Here is a 14,595-nt window from a genome sequence, read left to right on the forward strand (position 1 = left end):
TGAATATGGAGGAAGTTATGCATAAATTTGAACCGTTCTTTGACAAACTAACAAACATCAATCATCTCGGTAAGATTCAGGATTTATTTGAATGGATTGAGACAAATTTTCCGGAATTACAACGTGAATATAAATGGAATACACCGATGTATTCAGATCACGGCACGTTTATACTGGGTGTCAGTACAGCAAAAGCGCATATTTCAATAGCACCGGAAAATCAAACGATGGCGCATTTTAAAGATAAGATAGCAGAAGCTGGATACGCTCAAACTGCAGGTCTTTTCAAAGTAAAGTGGGACCAGGAAATCGATTATGATTTATTGAAAGCAATGATTAAGTATAATATAGAAGATAAAAAAGATGTTGATACTTTCTGGAGAAAATAATGTAGTAAGAACCAAGGAATATTTTCCTTGGTTTTTATTTTTGAATGAATAAACATTCTAGTTGACTAATTTACAGAATGTAATATAATAATTATATCGAGTATAAAAATTAAACTAAAAAACACACAAAAGAGGAGTTTTTACACATGACTAAAGTATTATACATTACAGGACATCCTAATGATGAAACAGTTTCATTCTCAATGGCTACAGGGAAAGCATTTATTGAAAGTTACAAAACAGCTCATCCAGATCACGAAGTTAAACATATTGATTTATATGAAACATTTATCCCACTAATTGATAAAGAAGTATTTGCTGGTTGGGGTAAATTACAATCAGGAGAAGCTTTCGAAACTTTAACTGAAACTGAGCAACAAAAAGTTGCACGTTTAAATGAATTAAGTGACGAATTTGCTGCGGCAGACAAATATGTATTCGTTACGCCAATGTGGAACTTGTCATTCCCGGCAATTGTTAAAGCTTATATTGATGCAGTAGCAGTAGCTGGAAAAGCATTCAAATACACTGCTGAAGGTCCAGTTGGATTACTTACAGATAAGAAAGCGGTAATCGTTCAAGCACGTGGTGGTTACTATTCAGAAGGTCCAGCAGCAAACTTCGAAATGGGTAACCGTTATTTACAAACAATTTTAGGTTTCTTCGGTATTCCAAGCGTTGAAGAAATTATCATTGAAGGTCATAATGCACAACCAGAACAAGCAGAATCAATCAAAGCTGCTGCAATTGAAAAAGCTGAAAGTTTAGCAAAAACTTTCTAAATATAAATGAAATTTTAATAATAATGAATAAATTACAGCCATCGATTCCTTTGAATCGTTGGTTTTTTTAATTTTATTAATTATTTTCTATTTATAAATATTATTTTAGCTTTTAATTGCAATTAAGGTGTTAATTATTTTGAAAATAATTCAATAAATTATCAAAATAACTAAAATTAACGGTATTCGAGTGTTATTCCACATTCAATTTATGGATGGTATAATTATATTAAGGATAAAAACGCTATTAATAATATATATTACCAATTAAGAGGTGAGTCAATGAGGACAATAGAACTCTATTTGAAGTTGAAGTCGTTACAACAAAGGTTACCTAAAATTTATGAGGATGATTACAAACAAAGTATTGCACGAGCGATAATATTTACAAATGGATCAATCGATGAAGTCGAATTCTTAACAAGTGCCGACAAGATGGATATTATTTCTGTTTATCAGCAGTTAAAAAATGAACAATTTGATTTTAATGTTTCTAACGAACAAAAAGCGATGCATTATGTTAATAATCTCCACGGAGATACGAAAACAAAATCTCGTTCTTTTAAACGAACTGAAATGATAAATTTTGTAAAAGAAAAGTTGATAAAGTCGCATCCTAACATTGAATTTATACATTTGAAATATAACGTTCTAACTTGCAAGTTAAACAATCAGACGTACACAGTATATGTCAGTACATCAAGAGATTATGAGTTTCTTAATACTACAGAAGAAATTAATCCAAAACGCGTATCTGCCTGGCACAAAGGCAATGATGAAATATTTTCAAGTTATGATTATTATGCAATGTGTGTAAAAATTGATTCGAAATCTGAATATGTCACTGAACAATCAAATGGCATTGAAGGCATTTTTATGAATCAGCAGGAATTAAATAAGTGGTTAAATGAAAAAGAGAAGAATCAAAGTGGCATGATTAACTGTTATGTACATTACCATCAACCCAAATCGAACAGAGAAATTATTGAGGTAATAGACGCACGTGAACGTCCACAATTAAATTTAAGACATTTGTTAGATAATACATTTAAATTATAAAGATTAGAGGGAATCCAATGAAAATTTGTAGAAATTGTGGCGCAGAAGTAAAAGATCACGTTAAAGTATGTACGAATTGTGGAACGAAGTTTCCGGAAGATGCTGTCGAGGAGAGACGTGTGCCTAGTGATGAGAAATTAGTTTATGAAAGAAAGCAGAAGCAGCCTGTAGAAAAACCAGTTAAAAAAAGTAAAGGAAATTCAATATTACCTTTACTAATCGGATTACTTGCCTTACTTGCATTACTATTTGGATTGTATAAGTTCTTTGAACATAAATTTTCACCAGTTAATCAATCTGAAGAAATAAAACAGGCATTAATAGATAAAGATTATAATAAATTATCATCTATTTTAAGTGTCGGTGATAAGAATTTGTCAGAAAGTGAAGCAAAAGCTTTTGCTCATTATATTGCCGCAAGTGGTGATACAGAAAAGTTTGGTGAAAAACTTGTTACTACGACAGAACAAATGATCGATAATAAACAGCCTGACAGTATGGTCAATGTAGGTGGTAAAGATGCAATACAAATTACATCAGACAAAAAGAAATTTGGTATGTTTAAAAATTTCTCATTTAAAGTTCCGGAAGTACCGATTTATTTAACCGGAAAAGATGGTAAAAAGATTGTGATCAAAGTGAATGGTGAGGAGCAGGACTATACACCGACATTAAATTCAAGAGAAAGATTAGGAAATTTTCCGCTTGGCAATTATGAATTAGACGCAACAAAAACTGCGATAAATGGTGAAGTTCAAGGTAAACTGCTGATCAATATGTCAGAAAGTGATGATGCTCAAGAAAGTTTTGATGTGGCTTATATCAAAACAAATGTTGAAATTCCAGAAGCTGTAGATAAAGATTCAGTGATGGTCTATGTTAATAATGAAGAAATGGATTTTGATGTGAACGGTGACAATGTATTTGGTCCATTTCTAGCTGGAAAAAAACTGAAGATTTATGCTGAAGGAGAAGCGGGCAACCAAACATTAGTCACAAATAAAGAAATTGAAACGCCATCAGCATCTAGTGACAATCCAGCGGATATTGATTTAATATTTGATACGAGTGAACTTACACAAGAACCTGCAAAAGAAACGATTATCGTCAGAACGTCAGATGAAGAAGATGCATCAGAACAAATTACTGTAACAAGAGAGAACGTTCAAAGTTTAGCTGAAGCATGGAGTGGTGTAGGTTTTGATTATAATCGTTATGAATATAGAACGCCAGTTTATGAAAATGGTAAATATGGCTTTGGTATATTCGATGAAAATGGAGAGATTGTCGGTTCGTTTGATGTATATAAAGATGGTACGATAATAGAATATGATGAAGACGGCGAAATTATCAGAAATGGTAATATTAATGATTAAACGTCATTGCTACAGTCCTTTTATTTAAAATATTAGGGCTGTAGTTTTTTTGGTTGGAGTGAAAATATGTTATAGTGAAAGTTGAAAATATGACAAATTTAAACATATTACAACATAATTTGGGTTGTAAATTTATAGAAATAATTGTATTATTAATAAAGTATTTCATTTATGTTACGTTTATGTTAAAAAGGTGGTCAGTTTTACAATGAATAAACAATACTTTCCTGGTTTAGACGGCATGCGTGCAATTGCAGTGATTGCGATTATCATATTTCATCTTAATCCGAAATGGTTGCCAGGAGGATTTCTAGGTGTAGATACATTTTTTATTATCTCAGGATATTTAATTACCACATTGCTAATTAAAGAATACGAAGCGAATCAATCTATCAACTTAGCCCATTTCTGGTATAAACGTATTAAACGTCTATTACCTCCAGTTTTGTTTATGATGTTTATCGTCATACAGTATATTATTTTCTTTGATCGAGCGTTGTTATTTCAAGTGAAAAAAGATATGTATGCTGCGTTACTATATATTTCAAATTGGTGGTACATTTTTGATGGTCTGGATTATTTTCAGAGCCTCGAACCCCGTCCATTGAAACATTTGTGGTCTCTAGCTATCGAAGAGCAATTTTATCTCTTATTCCCCTTCATTTTATTAATGTTATTTAAAACTATTAAGAAAAAATCTAATATATTTATTGTATTTTTTATAGTGTCATTAGTTTCTATGTCAATAATGTGGATGATGTATGATCCTTCAAAGAGCATATCTCGTATATATTTTGGTACTGATACTCGCCTTCAGACATTATTATTAGGAGCATTGCTGGCACTGATATGGCCGGCATATAAATTGAAGAAAAATCCACCAAAAGTAATCGTTTGGGTTATCGAAATGATAGGATTAGTTGGCGCAATCTTTTTAGTACGATCATTCTTTCTGTTTACAGAGCATAGTGCATCAGTATTTCAAGGTGGCTTATACATCTTAGGAATATTCACTTTGTTATTTATTATGTCTAGTGTTCATCCTGATACATGGATGTCGAAATTTTTAAGCTTACCTGTATTAACATGGATTGGTCGATATTCATATAGTTTGTATTTATGGCACTACCCTATTATCGTGTTGATGCAATCTCATTTTATACAAGGACAGATACCATGGTATGTACATGTGATTTCTATCATTCTTACAATGATTATGGCAATATTCAGTTATCAATTGATTGAACAGCCATTTAGAAAAAAAGGATTAAAAGCTTTTGTAGATGTGAAATCATTAAAAGCATTTATAACATTATTGGTAAGTTTATATTTACTGGTTTCAACACCTTATCTAATTAAAACAGTGAAAGCAGAGTCGCAAAATAATGAAAAGATTGTAGTTACACAAACAAAATCAATTGCACCAGCTATAAAACGCATCTCTCCTTTGCAAATTGAAGATGCGTCCAAACCATCTACTGAAATTGCTAAAGTCTATCCTTATGCGCCTCTTTTTATAGGAGATTCAGTGCTAGTAGACATTGATTATCAAATTAGAAATGTGTTTCCAAATGCTACGATAGATGGTGAAGTCGGACGTAATATTTATAAAGCCATTCCTGTGGCAGATAAATATACAGATTTTAATAGAAAAGATGCCGTTGTTGTTCTCTATTTAGGTACAAATGGTGATTTTGAGGATATCCAGATGAATACGATCCTTAAAAAGTTTGATAAAGCGCAAGTATTTTTAGTCACTGCCCGTGTACCGAAAGATTATGAAGCACATGTTAATGCAGAGATGTATCGATTTTCAAAAAAATATAAAAATATACACATTATAGATTGGTATAAAGTTTCACAGGGACATCCTGAATATTTTGCCCCAGATGGTATTCACCTTGAGTACCCAGGTATAAAAGCGATGGTTAAAGTGGTTACAGATGAAATTATAAAGGTTGTCGAAAAATAGATGTATCATAAGGATAGGGAAGCCTATCCTTTTTGTTTTGATTATGGTTATAATGTGGATGAATAAGGAGGACACTCATGTTAGAATTATTTATTTTATTACTTGAACGTGTGGGATTAATTATACTTGTAGCCTATATATTAATGAACATATCCCATTTTAAAATGGTGATGAGCGAACGCGAAAAATTATCTTCACAAATACAGTTGATTATCATCTTTGGTCTATTTGCTGTAGTCTCTAACTTTACGGGTGTTGAGATACGAGATAATCATGTAGTATCCAGCCAAATATTCAGGACGATCTCAGATGATGCTGCAATTGCCAACACACGTGTACTAACAATTAGTGTAGCAGGACTTGTAGGTGGTCCGATTGTCGGTTTTACTGTAGGAATCGTATCTGGAATTTCCAGATATTTAATTGGAGGTGTTGATGCATATACATACGTTATATCTTCAATTATTATCGGCTTAGTCTCCGGTTATTTTGGGCATAGAGCGAGAAAGAACGATCAATATCCTACGATTGTTCAGGGGATGATTATTGGAATTGTTATGGAACTCATTCAAATGATATGTATTATCAGCTTTGCTTCAAATTTTGATAATGCTCTGGATTTAGTATCATTTATTATTTTACCGATGACACTCATTAACAGTTTAGGTACTGCAATATTTTTATCTATTATTATTTCAACATTACAACAAGAACAGCATATGAAAGCTGTACAGACACATGAAGTATTAAATCTAGCCAATCAAACTTTACCTTATTTCAGATTAGGATTAAATGAATCAAGTGCAACTGAAGCGGCTCAAATTATTAAAGATTTGATGAAAGTGTCTGCCGTTTCAATCACAAATAAAACGGATATATTAGCGCATGTTGGAGCAGCAAGCGATCATCACGTTCCGAAAAAGAAAATTATTACAGACCTTTCAAAAGAGGTCATACGCTCAGGTGAGATAAAAGAAGCACATACAACAGAAGAAATTGGTTGTACGTATCCAGGTTGTCCGTTAGAAGGTGCCATTGTTATTCCGTTATACGTTAATCAGGAAGTGGTAGGCACTTTGAAACTATATTTTACAGATAGTAAGAAGCTTACATACGTAGAACGCCGTTTGGCAGAAGGTTTAGCGGATATCTTCTCTAGTCAAATTGAATTAGGTGAAATTGAAATGCAAAGTAAGCTGTTAAAAGATGCTGAAATTAAATCTTTGCAGGCTCAAGTTAATCCACACTTCTTCTTTAATGCGATGAATACAATTTCAGCGCTTATACGGGTAGACAGTGAAAAAGCGCGTGAATTATTATTGAATTTGAGCAATTTTTTCAGATCTAATTTACAAGGTGCAAGACAAAATACCATTACGATAGAGAAAGAAATTCAACAAGTCGAAGCTTATTTATCTTTAGAGCAGGCGAGATTTCCAAATCGCTTCAATATTCATTTCGATGTAGCAGAAGATTGCGTCAATGCACAAGTACCGCCATTTATCATTCAGATACTTGTGGAAAATGCGATTAAGCACGCATTCCATAATCGTAAAACAGGTAATAATATCGATGTCGTCGTAAGAAAAGATATCGATGAAATTGAAATTTCTGTAGAAGATAATGGAAATGGTATTCCAAAGGATAAAAGAGATAAAATAGGAATTATTGAAGTAAACTCTACATCTGGTACCGGTAGTGCACTGGAAAATTTAAATAAGCGTTTAGTGGGACTATATAATCGTGATGCGAAATTGAAATTTATCACTGGAGCGCACGGAACGAAATTTTACACGCATATCCCTTATGAAAGAGAGGAGTTATTATAATGAAAATATTAGTCGTCGATGATGAACCGTTAGCGCGCAATGAATTGATGTATCTCATCAATAAGATTGATGACAGTCACGATATAGAAGAAGCGGATTCGGTTGAAGAAACGTTGACAGCCCTACTTGCAGATACGTATGACTTATTATTTTTAGATATTAACCTCATCAATGAAAGCGGACTTGATTTAGCACAGAAGATTAATAGAATGAAAACCCCACCATTGATCGTATTTGCAACAGCACATGATACTTTTGCGGTGAAAGCATTTGAATTAAATGCACTCGATTATGTATTAAAGCCTTTCGAAATGAAAAGAATAGAAGTTGCACTTGAAAAAGCCCGAAGTAGAGTAGAAAAAGATCATACAGAAGGAACGAAACAGTCCACGGGAACGCTTTCAATTCAGATAGACGATAAAATATATGTAATTAATACGCTTGATATCATTGCATTGTACGTTGAAGAAGGCAAGTTACATATCATCACTTTAAAAAATGAATATACGATTAATGAACCGCTTAGTGCTTTTGAGAAAAAAATGCCAGAAGATATCTTTATACGTATACATCGTTCAAGTATTATTAATAAAAACCACATAAAATCAGCAGAACAATGGTTTAATAACACATATCAGGTAAAGTTAACAAAAGATGTGAAACTACAGGTATCCAGATCATATATTAAGCAGTTTAAACATGAGATAGGGCTAAAATAATTTTAGCCTTATCTTTTTGCATTTCAACTATCTATTTTTGCATCTCAACATGAAAACGTTTTATTTATTATTTTTCGTTGTATGATGAACTCAAGATAAATATCGGGAGGTCATTACAATGACAAACAATAAAACGTATAACTTTTTTCATCAAGTCATCGTGATATCAGTAATTTTACTTATTTCTAAGATTATCGAATCATTTATGCCGATACCGATGCCTGCATCAGTAATTGGACTCGTATTATTATTTATATGCTTATGCACAGGTATTGTTAAATTAGGACAAGTAGAACGTGTAGGTACAGCATTAACGGATAACATCGGATTATTATTCGTTCCTGCAGGTATTTCGGTTGTGAAATCACTCGGTCTTATCAGTGAGCATCCATTTTTAATCATCGGATTAATCTTCATTTCAACATTATTATTATTATTATGTACAGGATTCTTCTCACAAATGATTGTTATGACAACTGAACGTAAAGAGAAATCAACTGTAAAAAATGAAAAAGAAGTAAAAAATTATCGTAAAGCTGAGGTGCGTTAATCATGACAATGTTAGATCACTTAGGAGTGAATACAGTATACTTTGGGATATTACTTACAATCGTACCATTTGTTATCGGACAAATATTATTTAAAAAATCAAATGGCTTCTTCTTATTCGCACCATTGTTTGTAGGAATGGTCTTTGGCATTGCATTTCTAGCGATTACCGGCATTGATTTTGATACGTACAACAAAGGTGGAAGTATTATTAGTTTCTTCTTAGAGCCAGCTACAATTTGTTTTGCCATTCCGTTATACAAAAAACGTGATGTATTACAAAAATATTGGTTACATATTATTGGCGGCATTGCGTTAGGAACAACGGGCGCTATCTTTGGTATATATGGTGTAGCGAAGTTATTCGGATTTGGTAAAGAAATTATTGCTTCTATGTTACCTCAGGCAGCTACAACTGCAATCGCCTTACCAGTTTCAGATGGTATCGGTGGTATTCCGGAATTAACATCACTCGCTGTAATCTTAAATGCTGTGATCATCTATGCATTAGGTAATAAGATGCTCCGCTTCTTCAGAATTAGTAATCCAATTGCAAGAGGACTTGCTTTAGGAACAAGTGGTCATGCATTAGGCGTATCTGCTGCTACAGAATTAGGTGAAACAGAAACTTCAATGGCAAGTATCGCGCTCGTAATTGTAGGTGTAATTGTTGTAGTGATTATCCCGATACTTACACCAATCTTGCTCGGGGTTTAAAAATAAAGTTAAAAGTAAATAACGAAATGACGAAGTACAAAGTCCAGATGAGATATATCAATCTTATCTGGACTTTTTTATTTGAATATTATATTTTTGAGCAGTATTTTTTAATGTTACATAAATATATGTTATTATTTTTATGTAACATAGGAGGAGACATGATTAAATCCCAACCAATAAAAACGACCCATGAAATTCACATGATGAAGACTTATTTATTGAATGAGCGTACAAGAGATTATCTATTGTTTGTTCTTGGTATCAATATACCTATGAAATTACAAGAACTATTAGAATTAAAGTGTCGTGATCTTGTTTTTAAAGATGGTTGTTATCAATTTATCGTTAACGACTATACCATCTATTTAAACAAAGAAGATAGCAGCATTCTAAAGCGATTTGTTGCAACAAAGTCACCTGATGACTATATCTTTGAATCGATGAAGACGAAATCTCCGTTAACAAGGCAACAGTTTCATAGAATATTAAGTGCGGCATCAACTGCAATAGGTTGTAAACATTCGATCGGTCCTCAGGCATTAAAGAAAACATTTGCATATCATGCGTATCACCAAGGCATTCACATATTTGATTTGATGCATATTTTAGGTCATAATACTAAGTCAGAAACATATCGATTTATTGATGTTAATCCACCAGATCACAAAACAATCCAAATAAATTTGTAAAGGATGTGAACGATGCTTTTTAATATTATTTTACTCGGCGTTTGTATGATATTGTTCATACAATTATTTCAGAAGCATTTAGCAAAACCATTCACTGCAATTGTCGCTTTACTATATCCCGTTATTGCGATGATTCTTATGATGATAACACCAAAGCATACAGCAAATACGTTATCATGGATACCTGAAGCGGGACTTATGTTCTCATTAAAAGTTGATGCTGTGTCCTACTTTTTCTTTGTAGTCATTTCAATGATCAGTATCCTTGTTCTCTTTTATAGTATTTTTTATATGAAAAAATATGCGAGACATACATATTTTTATAGTAGTCTAATCCTTTTTATTATTGCGATGTACGGCGTAGTTCTAGCAAATAATACGATTATATTGTATTTTTTCTGGGAACTAACGAGCGTAGCTTCATTTCTGCTTATTTCATTTCACTTTACTAAAAAAACATCTTATCTGGGTGCTTTAAAATCCTTTGTTATTACCATCTTAGGTGGAAGCCTAATGCTTGTTGGCCTGTTAACCTTAAATCATATTGCTGGTACTGCACAGATTGATGACATATTAACTCAAACTGAACTTACCAACCATCCATTATTTATCATGAGTATGACATTAATTTTTATGGGTGCTTTTAGTAAATCTGCACAATTTCCTTTCCATATTTGGCTACCTGACGCAATGGAGGCACCGACACCAGTCAGTGCATTGCTGCATTCGGCAACAATGGTTAAAGCAGGAATATATTTATTAATTAAATTGTTACCTGTTTATAGTGGTAATCATATGCTTACAGGAGTGATCATTTCAGTTGGTATTTTGACGATGTTTATCGGAAGTTTTATTGCTATTTCAAAGCATGATATGAAAGCCTTGCTGGCATACTCGACAATTAGTCAGCTAGGTATGATGGTTGTACTCATAGGCGTGATTGCATTACCCCATACGGTGATTTCAGAAGGAGTGAGAGGTACAGCGTACAGCGCTTTAATACTTCTTATATTAAGTCATGCCTGTTATAAAGCAACGCTCTTTATGGGCACAGGTATTATAGATTTAGCAACAGGTACACGTGATATGAATCAATTGTCTGGCCTGAGACAGCAATTACCTATTGTATTTGCTACGATGCTTATTTCAGCTGTCTCGATGGCAGGATTACCTTTTTTAAGTGGTTTCTTATCTAAAGAGCTGTTTATCACAGCATTATATGAAATCAACGATGCACATTTGAGTTTACTTATATTATTAATCATCGCTATTCTGGGGAGTATAGGTACTTTTATTTATTCTTTCGTATTAATAATCAGACCATTTATGGGTAAGCAATCAATAAAGATAAAAGCACAACAACCACTCATATATATGAGTAGTATTATTTTAACGTTCGCAACCATTTCTATTTTCTTTATCCCAAACATTATCCAGCATCATTTGATACAACCCATTGCACAAGAGCAATCAGCATTAAAGCTTAAGCATATTACTGCTTGGCATGGCTTTACACCGCCATTATTTATAACGATGTTCATTTTCGCTGCTGGTTTTATAGTTTTATATACTGGCTTGTATCGTAAAATTTACGATAAGTTTAACGATGTGTCATTAAACAAAGTGTACGACTTTATAGGTAGAACAAAAGATAACGTCTCAACTAAGATTTTATCATTGGTAATGAGGGGGACTTTAAATGTTTATGCGTTATACGTATATCTCTTTATTATCATCTTAATATTACCTAACTTATTAATAACTATGGATATAAAATGGTCGATAAAATATGAAATTACTATATTTACGATGATTATCGGAGTAATTATGATTATTAGTGCATTAGGATTATTAGTTGTGAAAAGCAGAATGACTGCGGTAGTGCTCACTGGATTGGTAGGCTATGGTGTATCTATCTTATTTATGGAACTGAAAGCACCTGATTTAGCATTAACACAACTTGTTATCGAAACAATTACAACGGTGTTGTTCTTAGCATGTTTCTATCATTTACCGAATCTAAAGAAAGAAACATCTTCATTGATATATAAAGTATTTAGACATGGTATAGCTTTCTCCATTGCTACCATCATCTTTTTAATCATGATTCGAAGCAATCAAATGGATTCATTTGCGACTATTTCTGCTTACTATAATAATAGTTACCAGTTAGTAGGTGCAAAAAATGTCGTTAATGCAATCTTAGGTGATTTCCGCGCGTTTGATACGATGCTCGAGGGGGTTGTAATTATGATTGTTGGATTTGGAATATATACAATATTAAAGAAAGGAGCTACACATGAGGGAAAATGATTTGTTACTTGAGAGTATTTCTAAAATAGTAATAGTAATTATATTAACATTCGGCTTCTATATCTTTTTCAATGGACATAATGCACCAGGTGGTGGTTTCATTGGAGGCTTGGTCTTTAGTTCGGCATTTATATTAATGTTTCTGACGTTTGATGCTAAACGGATAAGAAAATTACTTCCATTCGAATTTCATAAACTCATCTCGATAGGTATTATTATTTCATTATTTGTTATGGTTGCACCTATATTCTTTGGACATGCATTTTTAAATCATGAAGATATATACATTCACTTACCAATATTGAACGAAGTTCATTTATCAAGCGTTACATTATTTGAATTTGGCATATTATTAACGGTTGTCGGAGTGATAATGACGATATTATTATCGATTAGTGGTGATATTAAATGACGATACTTACCATTATTACTGCAACCTTAGTATATGTTGGTGTAAATCTTGTGTTATCTAAAAATTTAATACGTGTTGTATTAGGGACAAGCATATTAAGCCATGCAGCACATTTATATTTAATATCAATGTCATTTCCAGGGACGGATTTACCTTTTGTAGAAAAGAATAACCCAGATGTAGATGCATTGCCACAAGCTTTAATCTTAACAGCTATTGTCATTAGTTTTGCCACAACCGCATTGTTGTTAGTTTTAGTATATAGAAACTATCAAATGAATAAAGATAATCAAGTTGATAGTTTAGGAGGTACAGATGAGTAACTTATTGATTGTACCTGTATTGATTCCTATATTATTGGGTGTATTTACGTATTTAAAGGACAAAAGAATATATACCATTGCTATTGCTACATTATCTATAAGTTTAATTACTACTATTGTCTTAGCTTATTCATCTATAAAAAAACCTATTATTTTAAGTTTAGGTGGTTATAGTGCACCATACGGCATCCAGCTTTATGGGGATCTTATGAGTTTGTTGTTCGTTATTGTGAGTATCGTTGTAGTGATTGTTGTGCTATATTTCCAATATATTAACCAACTCAAAGACTTAACAGTACCTTTTATTTTATTTATTCTTGCTGGTGTAAATGGTTCTTTCTTAACTGCGGATATCTTTAATCTATTTGTAATGTTTGAAGTCATGTTACTGTCATCGTTTATATTAATTGTTGTCGGTAAGAAAAAATATCAGTTTAAGGCGAGTATTACGTACGTTGTATTAAATTTAATTGGTTCATGGGTATTTCTGATTGGGATAGGCATTTTGTATCGCGTATATGGTACATTAAATTTCGCTCATTTAGGAATGCGAATGCAGGAAGCTGGATTTGTTCCCGAGCATGCCGTCATCGTATTATTATTTGTCGTAGTATTCAGTTTAAAATCAGCATTATTGGTATTCATATGGTTGCCGAGATCTTATAGTGTGTTGTCTTACGAAATTGGTGCAGTCTTTGCGGCGCTATTAACTAAGGTAGGCGTCTATGCGATGATAAGAACAACGACAGTAATCTTTGTACCTTATCAATCCATGTTGTCATCGATTATTTTGTATATGGCTACTGCTACAGTCATTATCGGTATGTTAGGCGTTATTAAATATAAAGAAATTAAATTGATGTTTTGTTATCAGATTATTTTATCTATAGGAATCATCTATTATGGTATTTCTACATTTAGTCAAAAAGGTATAGATGGTGCAGTGATGTATACGTTAAATGATATGTTGGTGAAATCATGTTTATTTCTTTTAGCAGGTCTCATCGTAAAAAGATTTGGCCTTATCAATATGAAATATAAACAAGGATTATTTTATCATGCTAAAGCTACCGCCATTATTGTGCTATTTTTTGTATTTGCGATAGGAGGAATGCCGTTTACAGGAGGATTTCCGGGGAAATTATTGATACTGCAAGCTGGTATGGATGCGCATCCACTAGGTTATGCAATAGTAATGGTTATTGGGACTTTCGTAGGAATGTTTGCGATGATGCGTATGTTTATCACATTGTTCTTTGGAGAAGAGGATGGATCTTGTGTTCAGCTGACCGATGCACAAAGACATGCATTAAATAAACCATATAGTAAGAAGTTGACTGTCATTGGCGTGGTTTTAGTCATCACATGTATGATTTCTATTTTTGCTGCACCATTACAACAACATTTATCAGCAATTCATTACGATCGATATATAGAAAATGTCATGATGGGAGGATAAGATT

14 protein-coding genes are annotated in these 14,595 nt (G+C 32.8%); all 14 read left to right on the forward strand.

Going from position 1 to position 14,595, the window contains the following annotated elements; all coding sequences use genetic code 11:
- The first annotated feature begins 17 nt into the window (after positions 1 to 17).
- The 14 genes from KFV12_RS01155 (at position 18) to KFV12_RS01220 (ending at position 14,591) form a co-directional block, all read left to right on the forward strand.
- On the forward strand, positions 18 to 389 hold the full coding sequence (locus KFV12_RS01155; RefSeq protein WP_239242111.1) for an iron chaperone: 372 nt from the start codon (positions 18 to 20) through the stop codon (positions 387 to 389).
- Between the two features lie 146 nt (positions 390 to 535).
- Positions 536 to 1,171 (forward strand): FMN-dependent NADH-azoreductase, encoded by a 636-nt coding sequence (locus KFV12_RS01160; RefSeq protein WP_239242110.1) that lies wholly within the window; start codon positions 536 to 538, stop codon positions 1,169 to 1,171.
- A 282-nt stretch (positions 1,172 to 1,453) separates the two neighbouring features.
- Complete coding sequence (locus KFV12_RS01165) at positions 1,454 to 2,230, forward strand: hypothetical protein (protein ID WP_239242109.1); 777 nt, start codon at positions 1,454 to 1,456, stop codon at positions 2,228 to 2,230.
- 17 nt (positions 2,231 to 2,247) lie between these two features.
- Positions 2,248 to 3,606, forward strand: a complete 1,359-nt coding sequence (locus KFV12_RS01170; protein WP_254257094.1) for a TcaA second domain-containing protein — start codon at positions 2,248 to 2,250, stop codon at positions 3,604 to 3,606.
- A gap of 208 nt (positions 3,607 to 3,814) precedes the next feature.
- Positions 3,815 to 5,578, forward strand: coding sequence for an acyltransferase family protein (locus KFV12_RS01175; protein ID WP_254257095.1), 1,764 nt, complete (start codon positions 3,815 to 3,817; stop codon positions 5,576 to 5,578).
- Between the two features lie 77 nt (positions 5,579 to 5,655).
- A complete protein-coding gene (locus KFV12_RS01180; RefSeq protein ID WP_239242106.1) occupies positions 5,656 to 7,407 on the forward strand; it encodes a sensor histidine kinase in 1,752 nt (583 codons plus the stop codon).
- The gene (locus KFV12_RS01185; RefSeq protein ID WP_254257096.1) at positions 7,407 to 8,126 is read left to right on the forward strand and encodes a LytTR family transcriptional regulator DNA-binding domain-containing protein; all 720 of its coding nucleotides are present in this window, start codon (positions 7,407 to 7,409) and stop codon (positions 8,124 to 8,126) included. Before KFV12_RS01180 ends, KFV12_RS01185 begins: the two co-directional genes overlap by 1 nt.
- 118 nt (positions 8,127 to 8,244) lie before the next feature.
- Positions 8,245 to 8,676 (forward strand): antiholin-like murein hydrolase modulator LrgA, encoded by a 432-nt coding sequence (gene lrgA, locus KFV12_RS01190; RefSeq protein WP_111716139.1) that lies wholly within the window; start codon positions 8,245 to 8,247, stop codon positions 8,674 to 8,676.
- An 8-nt stretch (positions 8,677 to 8,684) separates the two neighbouring features.
- Positions 8,685 to 9,392, forward strand: a complete 708-nt coding sequence (gene lrgB / locus KFV12_RS01195; protein WP_111716242.1) for an antiholin-like protein LrgB — start codon at positions 8,685 to 8,687, stop codon at positions 9,390 to 9,392.
- Between the two features lie 161 nt (positions 9,393 to 9,553).
- Entirely contained in the window at positions 9,554 to 10,084 is a 531-nt protein-coding gene (locus KFV12_RS01200) for a tyrosine-type recombinase/integrase (RefSeq protein WP_165983379.1), read from the forward strand.
- 12 nt (positions 10,085 to 10,096) lie between these two features.
- Positions 10,097 to 12,397, forward strand: coding sequence for a hydrogen gas-evolving membrane-bound hydrogenase subunit E (gene mbhE, locus KFV12_RS01205; RefSeq protein WP_239242103.1), 2,301 nt, complete (start codon positions 10,097 to 10,099; stop codon positions 12,395 to 12,397).
- A complete protein-coding gene (locus KFV12_RS01210; RefSeq protein ID WP_111716144.1) occupies positions 12,384 to 12,809 on the forward strand; it encodes a monovalent cation/H+ antiporter subunit B in 426 nt (141 codons plus the stop codon). The genes mbhE and KFV12_RS01210 overlap by 14 nt, the downstream gene beginning before the upstream one ends.
- A complete protein-coding gene (locus KFV12_RS01215) occupies positions 12,806 to 13,132 on the forward strand; it encodes an NADH-quinone oxidoreductase subunit K (RefSeq protein WP_099579211.1) in 327 nt (108 codons plus the stop codon). Before KFV12_RS01210 ends, KFV12_RS01215 begins: the two co-directional genes overlap by 4 nt.
- Complete coding sequence (locus KFV12_RS01220) at positions 13,125 to 14,591, forward strand: proton-conducting transporter transmembrane domain-containing protein (RefSeq protein ID WP_111716146.1); 1,467 nt, start codon at positions 13,125 to 13,127, stop codon at positions 14,589 to 14,591. Before KFV12_RS01215 ends, KFV12_RS01220 begins: the two co-directional genes overlap by 8 nt.
- Positions 14,592 to 14,595: the final 4 nt, after the last annotated feature.

The sequence above is a fragment of the Macrococcus epidermidis genome (assembly GCF_024205965.1).
Taxonomy (GTDB): domain Bacteria; phylum Bacillota; class Bacilli; order Staphylococcales; family Staphylococcaceae; genus Macrococcoides; species Macrococcoides epidermidis.